At 59.9% G+C, this 17,253-nt stretch carries 17 protein-coding genes and 1 pseudogene; 9 read left to right on the forward strand and 9 right to left on the reverse strand.

From position 1 onward, the window contains the following. Positions 1–75 precede the first annotated feature (75 nt). Entirely contained in the window at positions 76–825 is a 750-nt protein-coding gene (locus QRN50_RS22660) for a GntR family transcriptional regulator (RefSeq protein WP_011267254.1), read from the reverse strand. Between the two features lie 111 nt (positions 826–936). Further along, on the reverse strand, positions 937–1,290 hold the full coding sequence (gene uraH / locus QRN50_RS22665) for a hydroxyisourate hydrolase (protein WP_054092417.1): 354 nt from the start codon (positions 1,288–1,290) through the stop codon (positions 937–939). A gap of 398 nt (positions 1,291–1,688) precedes the next feature. Between uraH and puuE the strand changes: the two genes are divergently transcribed. The 6 genes from puuE (at position 1,689) to QRN50_RS22695 (ending at position 7,422) form a co-directional block, all read left to right on the forward strand. Beyond that, positions 1,689–2,618, forward strand: coding sequence for an allantoinase PuuE (gene puuE, locus QRN50_RS22670; protein ID WP_024641045.1), 930 nt, complete (start codon positions 1,689–1,691; stop codon positions 2,616–2,618). Then, entirely contained in the window at positions 2,615–3,130 is a 516-nt protein-coding gene (uraD, locus tag QRN50_RS22675; protein WP_024641046.1) for a 2-oxo-4-hydroxy-4-carboxy-5-ureidoimidazoline decarboxylase, read from the forward strand. Before puuE ends, uraD begins: the two co-directional genes overlap by 4 nt. Before the next feature lie 41 nt (positions 3,131–3,171). Continuing rightward, positions 3,172–4,167, forward strand: coding sequence for an allantoicase (alc, locus tag QRN50_RS22680; protein WP_024641047.1), 996 nt, complete (start codon positions 3,172–3,174; stop codon positions 4,165–4,167). 293 nt (positions 4,168–4,460) lie between these two features. Then, positions 4,461–4,973 carry an ureidoglycolate lyase gene (locus QRN50_RS22685; RefSeq protein ID WP_003371439.1) on the forward strand — a complete coding sequence of 171 codons (513 nt, stop codon included), beginning with the start codon at positions 4,461–4,463 and terminating at the stop codon, positions 4,971–4,973. Positions 4,974–4,978: 5 nt separating this feature from the next. Then, complete coding sequence (locus tag QRN50_RS22690) at positions 4,979–6,271, forward strand: urate hydroxylase PuuD (RefSeq protein WP_054092415.1); 1,293 nt, start codon at positions 4,979–4,981, stop codon at positions 6,269–6,271. Positions 6,272–6,636: 365 nt separating this feature from the next. Next, positions 6,637–7,422 carry an outer membrane protein OmpK gene (locus QRN50_RS22695; RefSeq protein ID WP_003423373.1) on the forward strand — a complete coding sequence of 262 codons (786 nt, stop codon included), beginning with the start codon at positions 6,637–6,639 and terminating at the stop codon, positions 7,420–7,422. Between the two features lie 175 nt (positions 7,423–7,597). On the opposite strand, the gene QRN50_RS22700 is transcribed toward QRN50_RS22695, so the two are convergent. After that, positions 7,598–8,506: a DUF808 domain-containing protein gene (locus QRN50_RS22700; RefSeq protein ID WP_024651260.1), complete on the reverse strand. Its 909-nt coding sequence runs from the start codon at positions 8,504–8,506 to the stop codon at positions 7,598–7,600. Between the two features lie 146 nt (positions 8,507–8,652). Next, complete coding sequence (locus QRN50_RS22705) at positions 8,653–9,159, reverse strand: Lrp/AsnC family transcriptional regulator (RefSeq protein WP_003315203.1); 507 nt, start codon at positions 9,157–9,159, stop codon at positions 8,653–8,655. A 186-nt stretch (positions 9,160–9,345) separates the two neighbouring features. On the opposite strand from QRN50_RS22705, the gene QRN50_RS22710 reads away from it, so the two are divergent. Beyond that, positions 9,346–10,362, forward strand: a complete 1,017-nt coding sequence (locus QRN50_RS22710) for a 1-aminocyclopropane-1-carboxylate deaminase (RefSeq protein ID WP_003415810.1) — start codon at positions 9,346–9,348, stop codon at positions 10,360–10,362. Between the two features lie 51 nt (positions 10,363–10,413). Here the strand turns inward: QRN50_RS22710 and QRN50_RS22715 are convergent, their stop codons facing one another. Further along, positions 10,414–11,268, reverse strand: coding sequence for a LysR family transcriptional regulator (locus QRN50_RS22715; protein ID WP_060400654.1), 855 nt, complete (start codon positions 11,266–11,268; stop codon positions 10,414–10,416). Positions 11,269–11,342: 74 nt separating this feature from the next. Here QRN50_RS22715 and QRN50_RS22720 point away from each other — a divergent pair, with 74 nt between their 5' ends. Next, a complete protein-coding gene (locus QRN50_RS22720; protein ID WP_024660989.1) occupies positions 11,343–12,275 on the forward strand; it encodes a DMT family transporter in 933 nt (310 codons plus the stop codon). Between the two features lie 33 nt (positions 12,276–12,308). On the opposite strand, the gene QRN50_RS26085 is transcribed toward QRN50_RS22720, so the two are convergent. The 3 genes and pseudogenes from QRN50_RS26085 to QRN50_RS22730 all read right to left on the reverse strand — a co-directional run bounded on the left by QRN50_RS26085 (position 12,309) and on the right by QRN50_RS22730 (position 15,633). Then, positions 12,309–13,181: a methyl-accepting chemotaxis protein gene (locus QRN50_RS26085; RefSeq protein ID WP_370661170.1), complete on the reverse strand. Its 873-nt coding sequence runs from the start codon at positions 13,179–13,181 to the stop codon at positions 12,309–12,311. Positions 13,182–13,214: 33 nt separating this feature from the next. Beyond that, positions 13,215–14,354, reverse strand: a pseudogene (locus QRN50_RS26090) (methyl-accepting chemotaxis protein); the annotation flags it as partial. Positions 14,355–14,505: 151 nt separating this feature from the next. Further along, positions 14,506–15,633, reverse strand: coding sequence for a saccharopine dehydrogenase family protein (locus tag QRN50_RS22730; RefSeq protein ID WP_096127361.1), 1,128 nt, complete (start codon positions 15,631–15,633; stop codon positions 14,506–14,508). 154 nt (positions 15,634–15,787) lie between these two features. Between QRN50_RS22730 and QRN50_RS22735 the strand changes: the two genes are divergently transcribed. Next, complete coding sequence (locus QRN50_RS22735; protein WP_003404381.1) at positions 15,788–16,303, forward strand: GNAT family N-acetyltransferase; 516 nt, start codon at positions 15,788–15,790, stop codon at positions 16,301–16,303. Between the two features lie 43 nt (positions 16,304–16,346). On the opposite strand, the gene QRN50_RS22740 is transcribed toward QRN50_RS22735, so the two are convergent. Next, on the reverse strand, positions 16,347–17,216 hold the full coding sequence (locus QRN50_RS22740; RefSeq protein WP_096127353.1) for a TauD/TfdA dioxygenase family protein: 870 nt from the start codon (positions 17,214–17,216) through the stop codon (positions 16,347–16,349). Between the last annotated feature and the right edge of the window lie 37 nt (positions 17,217–17,253).

Genomic DNA, 17,253 nt, shown 5'->3' on the forward strand with positions numbered 1-17,253 from the left:
GTTCCTCACGCTCCAGCGTGGGAATGCAGTTCACGACGCTCTGCGTCGTCAAGAGATTGAATTATCCAGACACCCTCAACGCACCGGCTTTTTCCGGCCCATGACGTGCGAGAACACCGCATGCAAATCATCCGAGGCGCTGTCTTCGTCAAGGTTGAGCTTGCTGTCGATGTGGTCCATGTGATGCATCATCAGTTCGACGGCCAGCGCTGCATTGCGGGCTTCGATGGCGTCGATCAACTGGTTGTGCTCATCGTAGGAACAATGCGTGCGATTGCCGGTTTCGTACTGGGCAATGATCAGTGAGGTCTGCGACACCAGGCTGCGCTGGAAGCTGATCAGCGGCGCGTTCCTCGCGGCCACGGCCAACTGGAGGTGAAACTCGCCGGACAGACGAATACCGGCGCCCCGATCACCGCGAGCAAAGCTGTCGCGCTCGTCGCTGACCATCTGGCGCAGCTCGGCCAGTTGCTCGGCAGTGGCGTGCTCGACCGCCAGTTCCGTGATTGCCTTCTCGACCATGCGCCGCGCGAAAAACACCTGACGCGCCTCTTCGACGCTGGGGCTGGCGACCACCGCGCCACGGTTGGGGCGCAACAGCACGACGCCCTCATGGCCCAACCGCGACAGGGCGCGACGAATGATGGTGCGGCTGACACCGAAAATCTCGCCCAGCGCCTCTTCACTCAGTTTGGTGCCCGGCGCCAGCCGCTGTTCCAGAATGGCATCGAAAACATGTTCGTAAACGACATCGTCCTGCGTGACGTTACGGCTTGAGCCAAGGCTGCGCGGCTGTTTCTTGAGAGGCAGGGACTGGTCGTTCATGGGCACTCGTGCGCAGGTGGATGGCGGCGTCGGGACTGGCGCATTGTACACAGGGCAAAAGCGCAGATACGCGCAAAAAAAAGCCCGCAGTGTGGGGCGGGCAAGAGGTATTCAGCTGCCCCTATACGTCGAGTAGCTGTACGGCGAGATTAACAGCGGCACATGAAAGTGTTCCTGACCTGCATCAATGCCGAAGCGCAGCACCACCTCATCGAGAAAGGCGGGCTCATTCAGGACCACGCCCCGCGCGCGGTAATAATCGCCAGCCTTGAAGTGCAACTGATAGACGCCGGATTGATAGGCCTCGCCCTGCAGCAGAGGCGCATCGCAGCGCCCATCGCTGTTGGTGAGCGCACTGACAATATGCAGCAACTGCTGCTCTTCGACCCGGTACAACTCGATGCGGATGGCGCTGCCCGGGCAGCCGTGGGCGGCGTCCAGTACGTGTGTGGTCAATTTTCCCAAAACTTCACTCCTCACATCCGGCCATGGTGACGCAGTGCACCAATGAAGTGCTCTACATCGTGCGATTGCGACCGATTAAGACACTTTCGGGAAAAGCTGTACACAATAAATTCCTGATCGACCAACAGCCCGTATTCAAGAGGCTGGCTGGGCACGGGATGGGCCGGACTTTGAGGAAGCAGAGGAAAAATATCAGGTTTTTTACGATTAGCTGACCAGTCAGGCAGGTTTCTTGCTTGCGTTAAGCTTGCCGAGACGCTTCGGTGCAGAAACGTACAGGGTTACAAGCTGAAAATAAAATTGTATACAATCTTGACCCAGCAATGCCTCGACCGCGCCTGGCATTGCACCTGACTTAACGCATCCAACGCACCCCATGGACAAGAAGGAAGCTTGCAGTGAGCGCTGACTACCCACGCGACCTGATCGGTTACGGCAACAACCCGCCTCACCCACGCTGGCCGGGTAATGCGCGCATTGCCTTGTCTTTCGTGCTGAATTACGAGGAAGGTGGCGAGCGCAATATTCTGCATGGCGACAAGGAATCAGAAGCCTTTCTGTCCGAGATGGTTGCCGCGCAGCCACTCCAGGGCCAGCGCAACATGAGCATGGAGTCGCTGTACGAGTACGGCAGCCGCGCCGGTGTGTGGCGCATTCTCAAGCTGTTCAGACAGTTCGATATCCCCCTGACCATTTTCGCCGTGGCCATGGCCGCGCAGCGTCACCCGGAGGTGATCCGCGCCATGGTCGCCGAAGGTCATGAGATCTGCAGCCACGGCTATCGCTGGATCGACTACCAGAACATGGACGAAGCCCAGGAACGTGAGCACATGCGCCAGGCGATCCAGATCCTCACCGAAATCAGTGGCGAACGGCCGCTGGGCTGGTACACCGGGCGCACCGGCCCCAACACCCGGCGCCTGGTCATGGAGGAAGGCGGTTTTCTTTATGATTGCGACACCTACGACGATGACCTGCCGTACTGGGAGCCGAACAACCCGACCGGCAAGCCGCATCTGGTGATTCCGTACACCCTGGACACCAACGACATGCGTTTCACCCAGGTGCAGGGCTTCAACAACGGCGAGCAGTTCTTTCAGTACCTGAAGGATGCGTTCGACATGCTGTATGCCGAAGGCGAAGACGCGCCGAAGATGCTTTCCATCGGCCTGCATTGCCGCCTGATCGGCCGCCCCGCCCGCCTCGCCGCACTCAAGCGTTTCATCGAGTACGCCAAAGGTCATGAGCAAGTGTGGTTTACCCGTCGTGTCGATATCGCCCGGCACTGGCACACTGAACATCCGTTTACCGGCAAGGCCGAGCAATGAGCACGTTCAAGACACTGACACCTTCAAGCCTGGGCCGGGATGCGTTCATCGCGGCCTTTGCCGATATCTACGAACACTCACCGTGGGTCGCGCAGCAGGCGTTCGACCAAAGCACAGGCGCGCAACTCGATCAGGTCGAGACCCTGCATGCGCGCACGAGCGCGATCCTGCTGGGTGCCACTCACGAGCAACAACTGGCACTGATCAATGCCCACCCGGACCTGGCGGGCAAGGCTGCCGTTCGAGGCGAGCTGACTCAGGCCAGTACCGATGAACAGGCCGGCGCCGGTATCCACCATTGCACGCCTGAGGAGTTCCAGCGCTTTACCGAGCTGAACGAGGCTTACAAGGCCCGCTTCGGCTTTCCGTTCATCATGGCGGTCAAGGGCAGCGACAGGCATAAGATTCTGGCGGCGTTCGAGCAACGCATTCACCACTCGCTCGAGGCCGAGTTCGCTTGCGCCCTGGCCGAGATCAACAAGATCGCACTGTTTCGTCTACAGGCGCTTTGAGCGTCGCAGTCATAACCGTATTCAGAAGGCAGACAAAGAGCATGAAAGTTTACGCCGCACCGTTCGAGAAGTTCGTGAACCTGGCCGACGCGCGTCTGGGCACCAAGATCCTTTCGGTCACCGATGACTGGTTCGCCGACGCCAACCGGCTGTTCCAGCCGACCCCGGCCGTCTGGAAAGAAGGTGTGTTCGACGACAACGGCAAGTGGATGGACGGCTGGGAGTCACGCCGCAAGCGTTTCGAAGGGTACGACAGCGCGGTGATTCGCCTCGGTGTGGCGGGAACCATCAAGGGTGTGGACATCGACACCTCGTTTTTCACCGGTAACTTCCCGCCTTCCGCATCGCTGGAAGCGTGCTTCCTGGCGTCGGGCGAGCCCGATGAAAACACCGCCTGGACCGAAGTGCTGCCGTCTGTGGAGCTGCAAGGCAACAGCCATCATTACCATGAGATCAGCAGCGATCAGGCGTTCAGCCACCTGCGCTTCAACATCTACCCGGACGGCGGTGTCGCGCGTCTGCGCGTGTACGGCGTGCCGCATCGCGACTGGTCGAAAGTCAGCGCGGACGAGCAGATCGATCTGGTTGCAGCACTCAATGGCGGCCGATCGATTGCCTGCTCCGATGAACACTACGGCAGCATGAGCAACATCCTCAACCCTGGTCGCGGCGTGAACATGGGCGACGGCTGGGAAACCGCGCGGCGCCGCACGCCCGGCAACGACTGGGTGATCGTGGCGCTCGGGCACAAGGGTGAAGTCGAAAAAGTCATCGTCGATACCCTGCACTTCAAAGGTAACTACCCGGACAGTTGCTCGATCCAGGGCGCCCTGGTCAAGGGTGGCACCGACAGCCAGATCGAAACCCAGAGCCTGTTCTGGCGCGAGTTGCTGCCCAGCCAGAAGCTGACCATGCACGCCGAACACGAGTTCGCCGAGCAGATCAAGGCGATCGGCCCGATCACCCACATCCGCCTGAACGTATTCCCGGACGGTGGCGTGAGCCGCCTGCGAGTGCTGGGCAAGGTGGCCAGGTAACAACGCATAAACTCTCGTTCCTACGTTCGGCGCTCATCATATACATAAGTCCTGGAGCGCCCTGAATAAAAGGCTGCCAGGCTTCTGCCCGAAGGGCGTAGGAGCGGACCGGGCGACGCTTCGCTTGTTCGCGAAGACGGTGTTTCAGACGACGCATTTTTGGAGAATGTACCGGCCCTTTCGCGAACAAGCGAAGCGTCGCCCGGTCCGCTCCTACGGCCTCCGGCCAGAATCCAAAGCGGATTTGTGTATAACGATGAGCGCACCCTCAAAACCATTGAAGAAGAACCCGCATGCGCAAACTGATAATCGAGCCACTGACCAAGGAAGCCTTTGCGCCATTCGGTGATGTGATCGAAACCGACGGCAGCGATCACTTCATGATCAACAACGGCTCGACCATGCGCTTTCATCGTCTGGCTGACGTGCAGACCGCGCAGCCCGAGGACAAGGCGATCATCAGCATCTTCCGCGCCGAAGCGCTGCCGATGCCGTTGACCATCGGCATGCTGGAGCGTCATCCGCTGGGCAGTCAGGCGTTCGTGCCGCTGCTCGGCAACCCCTTTCTGATCGTGGTCGCGCCGGTTGGCGATGTGCCTGAATCAGAGCTGACCCGCGCCTTCGTGTCGAACGGCAGGCAGGGTGTCAATTACCATCGCGGCGTCTGGCACCATCCGGTGCTGACGATCGAAAAGCGGGATGACTTCCTGGTGGTTGATCGCAGTGGCGAAGGCAACAACTGCGACGAGCATTACTTTGCCGAGAGCCAGTTGCTGGTTCTCGATCCCCACCCACTGGAAGGGTAAACATCGTGCTGGCACATATGATGGAATGGCTGAATCTGGGCGTGCGCTGGATTCACATGATTGTCGGCGTCGCCTGGATCGGCGCATCGTTCTACTTCGTCTGGCTGGAGAACAACCTCAACCGCAGCAACCCGCGTGAAGGCCTGTCGGGTGATCTGTGGGCGATCCACGGCGGCGGCATCTACCACCTGGAGAAGTACAAGCTCGCACCACCGACCATGCCGGAGAATCTGCACTGGTTCAAATGGGAAGCCTATTCGACCTGGCTGTCAGGGGTCGCGCTGTTGTGCGTGGTGTTCTACGCCAACCCGACGCTGTACCTGCTGGCACCGGGCAGCAGCCTGAGTGGCGCCGAGGGCGTGCACATCGGCCTGGGTTCGTTGTTCGTCGGCTGGTTCATCTACAGCTTTCTGTGTGACTCGCCACTGGGCAAACGCCCTGCCATGTTGGGCGTGGTCCTGTTCGTGCTGCTGGTGGCGGCGGCGTACGGGTTCAGCAAAGTATTCAGCGGTCGCGGTGCCTATCTGCATGTGGGCGCGATCATGGGCACCATCATGGTCGGCAACGTGTTCCGCATCATCATGCCGGCCCAGCGCGCGCTGGTGGCCGCCATTGCCGAGAACCGTACGCCGGACCCAAGCCTGCCGGCAAAAGGCCTGTTGCGTTCACGACACAACAACTACTTCACCCTGCCCGTGCTGTTCATCATGATCAGCAATCACTTTCCAAGCACCTACGGCAGTGAGTACAACTGGCTGATTCTCGCCGGCATCGCGCTGCTGGCCGTGCTGGTGCGCCATTACTTCAATACACGACACAACAGCCATCGATTCGCCTGGACCCTGCCGGTCGCGGCACTGGGCATGCTGTGCCTGGCGTATGTCACCGGCCCTGCGCAACCGCCAGCCAAGATCGTCTATCAGCCACTGCCCGGTACGGCGGTCGGCGGTCATCGGGCTGATGAGCAACCTGCGCAACCCGCCGCTGCGCCTGCCCAGGCAGCGCCTGCTCAGCCCGAGCCTGCCAAGGTGGCAGGTGCAGACTTCAACAAGGTGCACGACGTCATCCGGCAACGTTGTTCGGTCTGTCACTCGGCCACGCCTACCAGCCAGTTGTTCAGCGTCGCTCCGGCCGGTGTGATGTTCGATACGCCTGAACAGATCCAGCAACAGGCGCCGCGCATCAAGGCGCAGGCAATCACCGCGCCGATCATGCCGCTGGGCAATATCACCCAGATGACCCAGCAGGAACGTGATCTGGTAGGCGCCTGGATCGATCAGGGCGCACACATCAACTGAGGCAACGGGCATTGCCCTGTTTTCGCTCCGGACGCCCTGCTCTGGAGCACTTGAGCACGGCGACGCGAGTCAGTATCCTCCGCCGCCGCTGCCAACGCGCCCCTCTCTTTGCCGATAGCTGAACCTGACCAGGCGGCCCACTGGCTGAACGGCACTCAGAATGCTCCCCATTGAAAAAAATGACCTGAAATCGACACTTGGATATCGATTTGAAGGGTTACTTAAACTTTTTTTCACTGATTGGCGCAGCTCTTGCTAACAACACAAAGCTGACCAGACAGACAAATTATTGCAACCACCGACAAGGCGTCACGCATAGAACGCCAGTCCGAAAAAATCACGATCTACATCAAGGGGCTCACCGCATGAACCGTACGATTTCCAGTGCATTACTGGCCAGCAGTCTGCTGGCTGCTGCACCCGCCATGGCAGGGGATATTTTCCAGTGGCAGAGTAATAGCCTGACCTATCTCAATGGACGAGACTTTGCTGTCAACCCGGAAAATCAGCAGACCTTTACCTTTGAGCACGCGGACAGCTGGAAGTACGGCGACAACTTCTTCTTCGTCGACAAGATCTTCTACAACGGCAAGAAAGACGCTACCGCTGGCGATAACACCTATTACGGCGAGTTCTCGCCACGCCTGTCGCTGGGCAAGATCTTCGGCCAGAAGTTCGAGTTCGGGCCGATCAGCGATGTGTTGATTGCCGCAACTTACGAGTTCGGTGAGGGCGATAACGAGTCGTACCTGATCGGTCCGGCGTTCGACTTGAAGATCCCGGGTTTCGACTACTTCCAGCTCAACTTCTACCAGCGCCAGACCGAAGGCAATCGCCCGGGCGACGGCGTGTGGCAGATCACTCCGGTGTGGTCCTACACCATTCCGGTGGGCAAATCGGATGTGCTGATCGACGGTTTCATGGACTGGGTGGTCGACAACGACAAGACCTCGCGTGGCACTTACCACTCCAACCTGCACTTCAACCCGCAGATCAAGTATGACCTGGGCAAGGCATTGAATTACCCGGAGCGGCAGCTGTACGTGGGTATCGAATACGACTACTGGACCAACAAATACGGCATCAAGGACACCAGCTCCTTCGACACCGATCAGAACACCGCGAGTTTGCTGGTCAAGGTGTTCTTCTAAGCACGTTGTTTGACGGTGATGACGCTCACTCCGGAATTCTGTGGGAGCGAGCTTGCTCGCGAAGGCGGTGTTTCAGCCACCCTTGGTTGGCTGTACCAACCCCTTCGCGAGCAAGCGAAGCGTCGCCCGGCTCGCCTTCACGGCCTTGGATCAGAAGTGTGGATGACCGCCTCAATCACTCCTTCGCAGCTTTCCAGACCTTGCCAATCAGCGTCACGACCAACACCAGCACGGCACCGGCAATGATCCCGGCGAGCGCATCGATCAGGGTCGGGACGATCATCGACAGACCGCCTACCGCCCCGGCTGCCGCTTCGGTCACGCCTTCGACCCAATGATGAGCGAACGGCAGGCCGTGGACCAGAATCCCGCCGCCGACCATGAACATCGCAGCCGTACCGACGATCGACAGCACTTTCATCAACACCGGTGCCAGCCACAACAGGCCGGCACCGATCTTTTGTGACGCCGAACCTGCGCTTTTCTTCAGGTACAGGCCCAGGTCATCGAGTTTGACGATACCGGCCACCAGCCCGTAGACACCGACGGTGATCAGCACTGCGACGATGACCAGCACACCGACCTGATCCATGAAGGGTCTGGCCGAGACCACACCCAGTGCGAGCACGATGATTTCCGCAGAAAGAATGAAGTCCGTGCGAATCGCGCCTTTGACGCGCTCCTTTTCAAACGCCACCATGTCCACGGACGCATCCGCCGACGCCTGCTTGCGCTGCTCATGCTCTTCGCCGGTTTCGGGATGCAGCCATTTATGGGCGATTTTCTCGAAGCCCTCGAAGCACAGAAACGCACCGCCGATCATCAGCAACGGCAGAATCGCCCAGGGTGCGAAAGCACTGATCAGCAACGCTGCCGGAACCAGAATGGCCTTGTTGAGCAGCGACCCCTTGGCCACGGCCCAGACAACCGGCAACTCGCGATCCGCCGAAACACCGGTGACCTGCTGGGCATTGAGCGCCAGATCATCACCCAGCACACCCGCTGTCTTCTTCGTGGCCAGCGCCACGTCATCGAGCAGCGTCGCAATATCGTCAAGCAGGGTAAGCAAGCTTCCAGCAGCCAAAATGAAAATCCTTGAGCAAGTAAAAAAGAGAGAGGCACTGATTGAATCATGCGCCAGAGTCAATCGTGTGGCAGTCAGTAACTCCGACCTTGGTCAGACGTGAACGTTTGACGCTGCATGCAGCAAACAGGCCACGCCGAAACCCGTCAGAGAGGTAATTGTGTCGTGGAAACAACCTGACGCAGCCCCATGAACGAACGGATCTGCCTGACACCGGGCAAGTACAGTAACTGTTCAGCGTGCAGCCGGTTGAAGCTTTGACTGTCCCGGGTGCGCAGCAACATGAAGTAGTCGAACTCGCCGGTGACGACATGAAACTCCATGCAGCCGGAAACCTTCTGCGCGGCGGCTTCGAATTGCGCAAATGAATCCGGTGTCGAGCGGTCCAGCACGACACCGATCAGCACCACCATGCCCGCGTCCAGAACATCGCCATTGAGCAGCGCCACCACGCCCTTGATCACGCCCGCCTCTTTCAGCCGCTCGACGCGCCGCAGGCACGCAGGCGGACTCAGTTTGACCTTCTCGGCAAGTGCCACATTGGAAATGGACGCGTCACGTTGCAAGGTCTTGAGGATGGCGCGGTCAATCCTGTCCAGCAGCGGCGTTACATCGGCACCGGACTTTTTAGTGCGTTCATTTATTGCTTTCATAATGAAAATCACACAATAAAAGTCTGTTTAGTTGCATTCAGGCTAACGTTTATTTTGTAGATAGACAATTCTTTGCAACCACGATTATTCGCAGTTTTCCTATGATGGGAGCCATGCCGGGCCGCTCGATAAACACATCGAGGCCCACCTTCAATGCCCGGATCAACTCATCAACGGAGACCCGATATGAACCTGAGCAAGTTCAAGCGCTACCCTCTGACCTTCGGCCCCTCGCCCATTACCCCACTGAAACGCCTGAGTGAGCACCTGGGCGGCAAGGTCGAGTTGTATGCCAAGCGCGAGGATTGCAACAGCGGTCTGGCTTTCGGCGGCAACAAGACCCGCAAACTGGAATACCTGGTGCCGGAAGCCATCGACGGCGGCTACGACACACTGGTATCGATCGGTGGCATCCAGTCCAACCAGACCCGTCAGGTGGCAGCCGTAGCGGCGCATCTGGGCATGAAGTGCGTGCTGGTTCAGGAGAATTGGGTCAACTATTCCGACGCGTTGTACGACCGGGTCGGCAATATCGAGATGTCGCGCATCATGGGCGCCGATGTGCGCCTGGATTCGGCAGGCTTCGATATCGGCATTCGCCCGAGCTGGGAAAAGGCCATGGCCGACGTCGAGGAAGGCGGCGGCAAACCGTTCCCGATTCCAGCGGGCTGCTCGGAACACCCTTATGGCGGCCTGGGGTTCGTGCGTTTTGCCGATGAAGTGCGCCAGCAGGAAGAAGAGCTGGGCTTCAAATTCGACTACATCGTGGTCTGCTCGGTGACCGGCAGCACTCACGCAGGCATGCTCGTCGGCTTCGCTGCCGATGGCCGGGCACAGCGTGTGATCGGTATCGACGCGTCGGCCAAACCGGAAAAGACCCGCGCGCAGGTCCTGCGTATCGCTCAGAACACTGCAAAACTGGTGGAGCTGGGCCGCGAAATCACCGCCGAAGACGTGGTGCTCGACACCCGCTACGCCTACCCGGAATACGGCCTGCCGAACGATGGCACCCTCGAAGCCATCCGCCTCTGCGCCCGCCTGGAAGGCGTGTTGACCGACCCGGTCTACGAAGGCAAATCCATGCACGGCATGATCGACATGGTGCGCAATGGCGAATTCCCCGAAGGCTCGAAAGTGCTCTACGCCCACCTGGGCGGCGTGCCGGCGCTGAATGCCTACAGCTTTCTGTTCAAGGACGGTTGAGCCGAAAGCGTTCCTGCAGTCGATAACACACTTCGGCTGCAGTGTTCCCGGCTAAACCCGAAAATACTTCTGCAGGGCCTGCGCCAGCAGGCTCACCGCCTCGTCGTTCTGTGACGACGGCGAGCGCAGGAAGACGATTTCGTGCTCGGGTATTTCAGGCAGGTCATCGAGAATCTGCATGGCTTGCGTAACCCCGCTCCGATCGATGAGGCTGATCGCCAGGCCCGCTTCCACACAGGCCTTGATCGCCTGATTGGACGGGCTTTCGAGGACTACACGGATTTTGCGGCCGTTGTCTTTGAGTGACACCAGCATGGCTTCTCGATAAGGGCATTGCGCTGCGTGAATCGCCAGCGGCACCGGGTCAGCGGATGCCAGTGCAACGCTGGCCGGCCCGACCCAGACCGGCTTGGTCGATACCAGAAACTGCGCATCAGCACTCAGCTGCCCTTTGGGTTGCGCGATGACTGCTGTCTGCAACTTGCCACGCGCAACCTGCTCGCGCAGGGCGTAGCTGGGTGCGGATTTCAACTCCAGCACGACATTGGGCCACGCGGCCGCGAACACTGGCAGGATGTCGCGAATGACATGCACGGCGTACTCATCCGGAACCCCCAGCGTGATGCGTCCGGCCAGATGAGTGCCTTGCAGATCCGCCAGCACCCGGTCGTGCGTGGACAGCAGCTCTGTCGTCGACAACAGCAGGCGCTTGCCCAGCGCCGTCAGCGACACTGCCTGGTTGTCCCGATTGAGCAAGCGCCCGCCTGCCACGGCCTCAAGGCGCTGGATATGCACACTCACGGCTGCCGGGCTTTTATGAAGTTGCTCGGCGGCTGCGGAAAACTTTCCTATCCGCGCCACCGCATGAAAGGTGCGCACCAGTTCGATGTCGAGAATGGCCGTCATGATTCAGAATTCCTGAATAACTCATGCAGTTAATTTTGATTTATTAGACTACGCCGGTTTCGTAACCTGTGTCCATGAACCCATACCTGTCGATTGCTCCGAGCGTCTCGCGGCCTGCCTGGCACCAGGCCATTCCTCTGCCCCTGCTGGAAGCTGCGCTGGTTCTGACCTGGAGTTCGGGCTTCGTCGGCGCACGCTTTTCCCTTGACCACGCGCCGCCGCTGCTGGTGGTGTTCTGGCGTTGTGTGGTGGTCACCCTGATCCTGCTGCCTTTTGTCGCCAGGCAACTGAGGTCGATCCCGGCTGCCACGCTGCTGAAAAACGCAGGTATCGGCCTGCTGGCCATGACCGGCTACGTCGCCGGGGTCACGCAGGGCATTGCGCTGGGTGTGCCTGCCGGCCTCGCTGCGCTGTTTGCCGATTTGTTGCCGATGGGCATGGCACTCCTGGCGGCAGTAGTGCTCGGACAACGGCTGGCCTGGCCAATCTGGGCGGGACTGTTTGTCGGGCTGATCGGTGTCGTGCTGGTGACCTACAGCGCGCTGGCGGTGGGTGAAGCACCGTTGTGGGCCTACGGCCTGCCGCTGCTGGGTATGTTTTCGCTGGCCATCGCGACGCTGTGGCAGAAACAATCCGGTACCGCGCAACCCATGGCACTGCTGCCCAACCTGTGGCTGCAGTGCGCTGTCTCCAGCGTCGCCTTCGCGATCATTCAAGGCACACAGGGCAGCCTGGCGCCTGTAGCCAGCACCGGCTTTGCGCTGAGCGTGCTATGGACCGTGGGGCTGGCAACCCTGGGCGGGTACGGACTGTATTGGGTGTGTCTGCGCCGCGCGTCAGCCACCCGCGTCGCCAGCGTGCTGTACCTCAGCCCACCGGTGACGATGCTCTGGGCCTGGGCGATGTTCGACGAACCGCTGTCCTGGCAGATGGCGTCAGGCATGGCGGTGTCAGGTATCGGCGTGTGGATGGTGGTGCGGGCGGAACAACGGCAGTCGGCCTCCTGATGGGGTCAGGAGGCCGACTAGGCCTGGCGCAGATTAAATCTTGAAACGCGCGACCATGCTCTGCAAATCGCTGCCCAGACGGGCCAGCTCGACGGTCGATGCTGCGCTTTGCTCGGTGGCCGAAGCGGACTGATCGGCAATGTCGCGAACACTGAGTACGCTGCGGTTGATTTCTTCGGTCACCGCGCTCTGTTGCTCGGCCGCGGCGGAAATCTGCTGACTCATCTGTTCAATGGTGCCAATGGACTGGTTGATTTCCACCAGCGCCTGTTCAGCCTGACGAGCGAGCACCACGGTGCCTTCAGTGCGCTGCAGGCTGGCGTCCATCAGGCCCGAGGCGGCGCCTGTACCTTTTTGCAACGCCTGGATCAGCGCTTCGATTTCGGTTGTGGAGTTCTGCGTACGCTGAGCCAGCGAGCGGACTTCGTCAGCCACCACGGCAAAACCGCGACCCTGCTCGCCTGCCCGTGCAGCCTCGATGGCTGCGTTGAGCGCCAGCAGGTTGGTCTGCTCGGCCACCGCCTTGATCACGTCAATCACGCTGCCGATCTTGCCGCTGTCTTCGGTCAGGCGCTGCATGGCTTCACCCAGTTGCTGCACTTCACCGGCCAATTGACCGATTTCGCGCGTGGCATGCTGCACCACACTGCTACCGTGCGCGGCGCGCTCGCTGGCCTGCTTGGCGGCTTGCGAAGCGTCTTCGGTGTTGCGCGCCACTTCCTGTACGGTGGAGGCCATTTCGTTCATGGCGGTGGCGACCTGATCGACTTCGTTTTTCTGCAGGGTGACACCCGCGCTGGTCTGCTCGCTGACCGCAGACAACTGCTCGGCCGCCGTGGCGATCTGCGTCACACCGTTGCCGATGCCACCGATCAGACCGCGCAGCGAAACGGTCATGTGTTGCATGGTGTTCTGCAGCAGGCCCAGTTCGTCCTGGCGGGTGGTGCTGCTGTCATGGGTCAGATCACCGTCGGCAATACGGCGCGCCGCAATCACGGTGCTGTTTAACGGCACGGTAATCTGACGCGTGATCAGGAACGCAGCAAAGATGCCGACCAGCAGCACGACCAGCGCTACGCTGAGCAATTGCACCACAGCGGTTTGTTGTTCTTTCTTGGCACTGATGACCTGCAGCGCCGCCAGATCATCGGCACGGGCTGCGGTCGCTACGGATTGCTGTTGCAGGTCATTGCGGATCTGCTCGGTCTGCTGAAGCATGTCCGAAATCGACGTCATCAGCACCTTGTACTGTTTCAACGCCACCAGCGCGGCATCCACTGCGGCATTTGCCTCGACAGGCAACTGGCTGCGAGCGGCATCCACTTGCGCAATCAGGGCGTCGGCGGCCTTATAGGTGGCCTGACGGTTGTCGGCATTCGGAACGCTCAGGTAGCGGCGAAACACCAGACGGAAATTGGTCATGCCGTTACGCAGGTCGCCAGCGATCTTGACCTGCCTGATGCCGGTTTCATTCGGCGCGCGCAAGGTGTCGTCAATGGTCTTGTTCAGCAGATTCTCGAAGGTCGCGCTGACGTCATCGGACACCTTGATGATCGGTTTCAACGCTTCATCGACTTTCTGATTGATGCCGACCAGCTGGTCGAACGTCTGCTTCAGACCGCCCACCTGCTCCTTGATCTCGCGCAGCTTGGCCAGGTTGCTCGAGATCACGAACACCTGCAGGCCCTGATCGACACTGCGGCTCAAGGTATCCAGGGCGCTGGCGTAATTCTGCACACCTGCGGCGGTAGGGCCGGTCGCATAGGCTTGCGCAGCGATCCGGGCATTCAGAACGTCAGCCTTGATCTCGGCGACCTTGCTGCTTTTGCCCATGCGCTCGATCAGCAGGTTGGTGCTGGAGTAACCGATCACGGTAACGGTCAGTACCCCGAGCAAAATAGCGGCAAAGCCCAGCCCGAGCTTCTTGCTGACTTTCAGATTGTCCAACCATTTTGCGCTCATTACGTGTGTGCCTTTAATTTTTCCGGAATACCCGTGAGTCGGCGCTGAAAGAGTTAACTTGATAGTTAATGTGTCTGGAATAACGGACCGGTCGAGAGAGAGGACCTCACACCCCATGAATTACGGGCTCAGGGATCGATGATTAAGATTTATTTAAGTTGTCTGAACAGAATTTTCCGATGATTGGTGCCGCAGAAAGCAGCAAAAAAGTGCCACTAAAAAGCCACATCAGCAGCCTGTACGGAGCCATCGGACATCTGCAGCAGTGTCAGACGTTATGGTTCTTGAAATGAATATCCAGCCGGATGTTTTCCGGCTCATCGATTGCCGCCAGGTACTCGTCCGCAGTGATTTCTCCGACGCAGGCCCGAGCGCCCGGTTGTGGACGATAGCCATCGGCCATTTTGCTGCTCAGCGCGACGGCGGCACTGCCGGGAATCTCCGGCCCCTTGTCGTTCAGTGCAGTCAATTGCGCACGCATGTGCAACGGCTGGCCGCCGAGGTCGAGGCCATCGACATCGATGTACATCGCGCTCTTTCGATCACCCCAGTGTTCAAAGCGCGCGCCCCAACGGTACAGGCGCTCGGCCCACGGCGCAGGATCGCGCAGCAGCCCGCAGCGAATCGCCAGCGCCAGCAGCCAGGTCGCGATGCCGCCGGCCTTGAGCGCGGAACCGGCCTTGAAGCTCAGGTTCTGCGCGGCGTAGCGTGTCGCGAATACATCCAGGTCCGGGACGTCGGCATTGGCCACCAGCCGCGTGCCCATGCCGTGCATCCGGCGCAGGGTCAGGCCCATCCAGCCATGGACTTCGTGGACATTGCCGTTGCGCAGTTGCCTGATCGGTCGTCCGGCATTGGCCAGCACGCCGCGCACAGTCGACAGACCGGGCATTTTCGCTGCCGAGGAGATGCCATGCTCTATCGAATCGATACGCAGAAAACGCTGCCGATGCTGATCGATGATGGCGGCCGAAAGCGTCGGCACCGAGCTGCACCCGCTCAGCACGCTGACACCTGCCTCACGCGCCTGGGCATCGAGGGTAGCGATACCGGCGACAAACGTCCGGCAATCGGCCAGGTCGCAATAATTCACGCCCGCTTCGATGCAATGCCGGGCCACAGCATACGACTGCCCCTGAAAAGGCCCCGCGGTGTGGATAAGCAGATCAATGCCCAATCCACCCAGCTCAGTGCCCGCGCCGTCCTGCATGATGTCCACGCACCAGCTCTCGCAGAACCTGCCCCCCAGCGTTTGCAGTGCGGCGACCTTTTCCGCCAGTTTGCGCGGGTCACGACCGGAAATGACCAGATCGATGTGCGGCATCATCACCAGATGATTACAGATGAGGCTGCCGAAGTTACCGTAGCCACCGATGACCAATACGCGAAATGCCATTGACTCGTCCCTGACCTGCCGAAGGATATGACCCTGCCTGGTTGCGTCACGATTACCGTGAGCAATGGCGATGAAATGCGCGTGCATTATTGATCATTGACCGCAGGCCGAGTACAAAACCCTGTGCCTTTTTTGATTGTCCCGGGAGCAACGGATGCTGGAACTACACACCGAACGACTTTATCTGCGAACCCTGCTCGCCAGCGACTGGCCACTGTTTTTGAGGCTGCATTCCGAGCCCGAGACCATGCGCTACGTATTCGGAGAAATCGAAGAGGCGCAGATCCGTAAAGGCTTCGATCATCGCCTCCCCGAGTGGACGCCGGCGTCCGATCACTGGCTGTGCCTGGTGGTCACAGACACACAAAACGATGCAGAGCTGGGGGTCAGTGGCTTTCGCATCCTGTCGCCGGGTCATGCCGAAGTGGGCTGTCTGTTACTGCCGGAACATCAAGGCAAGGGCTTCGGCACCGAGTCACGCCGGGCAATCATCGACTACGCCGCTGCCATCGGCCTGGATTCACTGGAATCGACCGTGACCGACGGCAACATCGCCTCCTGCAAGGTCCTGGAGAAATGCGGCTTCACCTTCGAGCGCCGCGTCCCGCAGGCCTATCAGATCGGCGATCAGTGGTTCGACGACCTGATATACCACCTGCCACTGCGCTGATGAAGCAGCTGAACGGTGTTCGCCGGTCAATCCGCAAGTGCCTTCAGGCCTGAGGCCGCCCTCCGAGAATCGTCACCCGCTCGCCATGGCGCGAGTGCGGGAAGTAATCCCACACCGCGTGATGCTGGGTGCAACGGTTATCCCAGAACACCAGCGTGTTCGGTTCCCAGCGCACGCGACAACTGAGGCAAGGTTCGCGGGCGATCAGCTCGAACAGCATACTCAGCACGGTGCGGCTCTCGCCGGGCGAGAGTTGCACGATATGCGAGGTGAACCCGGAATTGACGAACAGGCTGCGGCGTCCGGTTTCAGGGTGGCGAACCACCACCGGGTGCTCGCTTTTCGGGAGGCCGGGAGGTGGCTGATAGCCCTTCCACGGAATCTCGCCATCGTGAATGGCTGTCAGCCCGCCGAGAAACTGCTGCATCGCCGGCGAGAGCATTTCAATGGCCAGGTGCATGTTGGCAAACAGCGTGTCGCCGCCGGTGCCGATGGCGGGTGTCTCCTTGACGTACAGCATCGAGCCCATCGACGGCTCCAGATCAGCGGTGCCGTCGGTGTGCCATAGCTCGCCCGCAGCGAAACGCGATTGGGCGTTGGCGCGCACCACGACCAGTTCCGGGTCATCGCCATCGATGCTGTCCACCGGCAAGGCGCGCAACGGACCAAACAGTCGGCCGAATGCCTTGTGCTGCTCGACCGTCAGGTGCTGGTCGCGAAACACCAGCACGTGATTTTCCAGAAAGGCCCGGCGGATTTCCGTCAACTGCTCCGCACTGAGTGGCTGCGACAGATCGACACCGCCGACCTCGGCACCGATGATCGGTGTCAGGCGGTTGACCGTGATGCTCTGATACGGCGCACGCACGGCGCCTGCGATGCCTTCTATGGCCTTGAGTGCCATTTGATCCATGATCCCTCACCTTCAGGTTGTTGGCATGGCTGGTCAC

The sequence above is a fragment of the Pseudomonas sp. MEJ108 genome (assembly GCF_030208985.1).
In the GTDB taxonomy this organism is placed as follows: Bacteria; Pseudomonadota; Gammaproteobacteria; order Pseudomonadales; family Pseudomonadaceae; genus Aquipseudomonas; species Aquipseudomonas fragariae.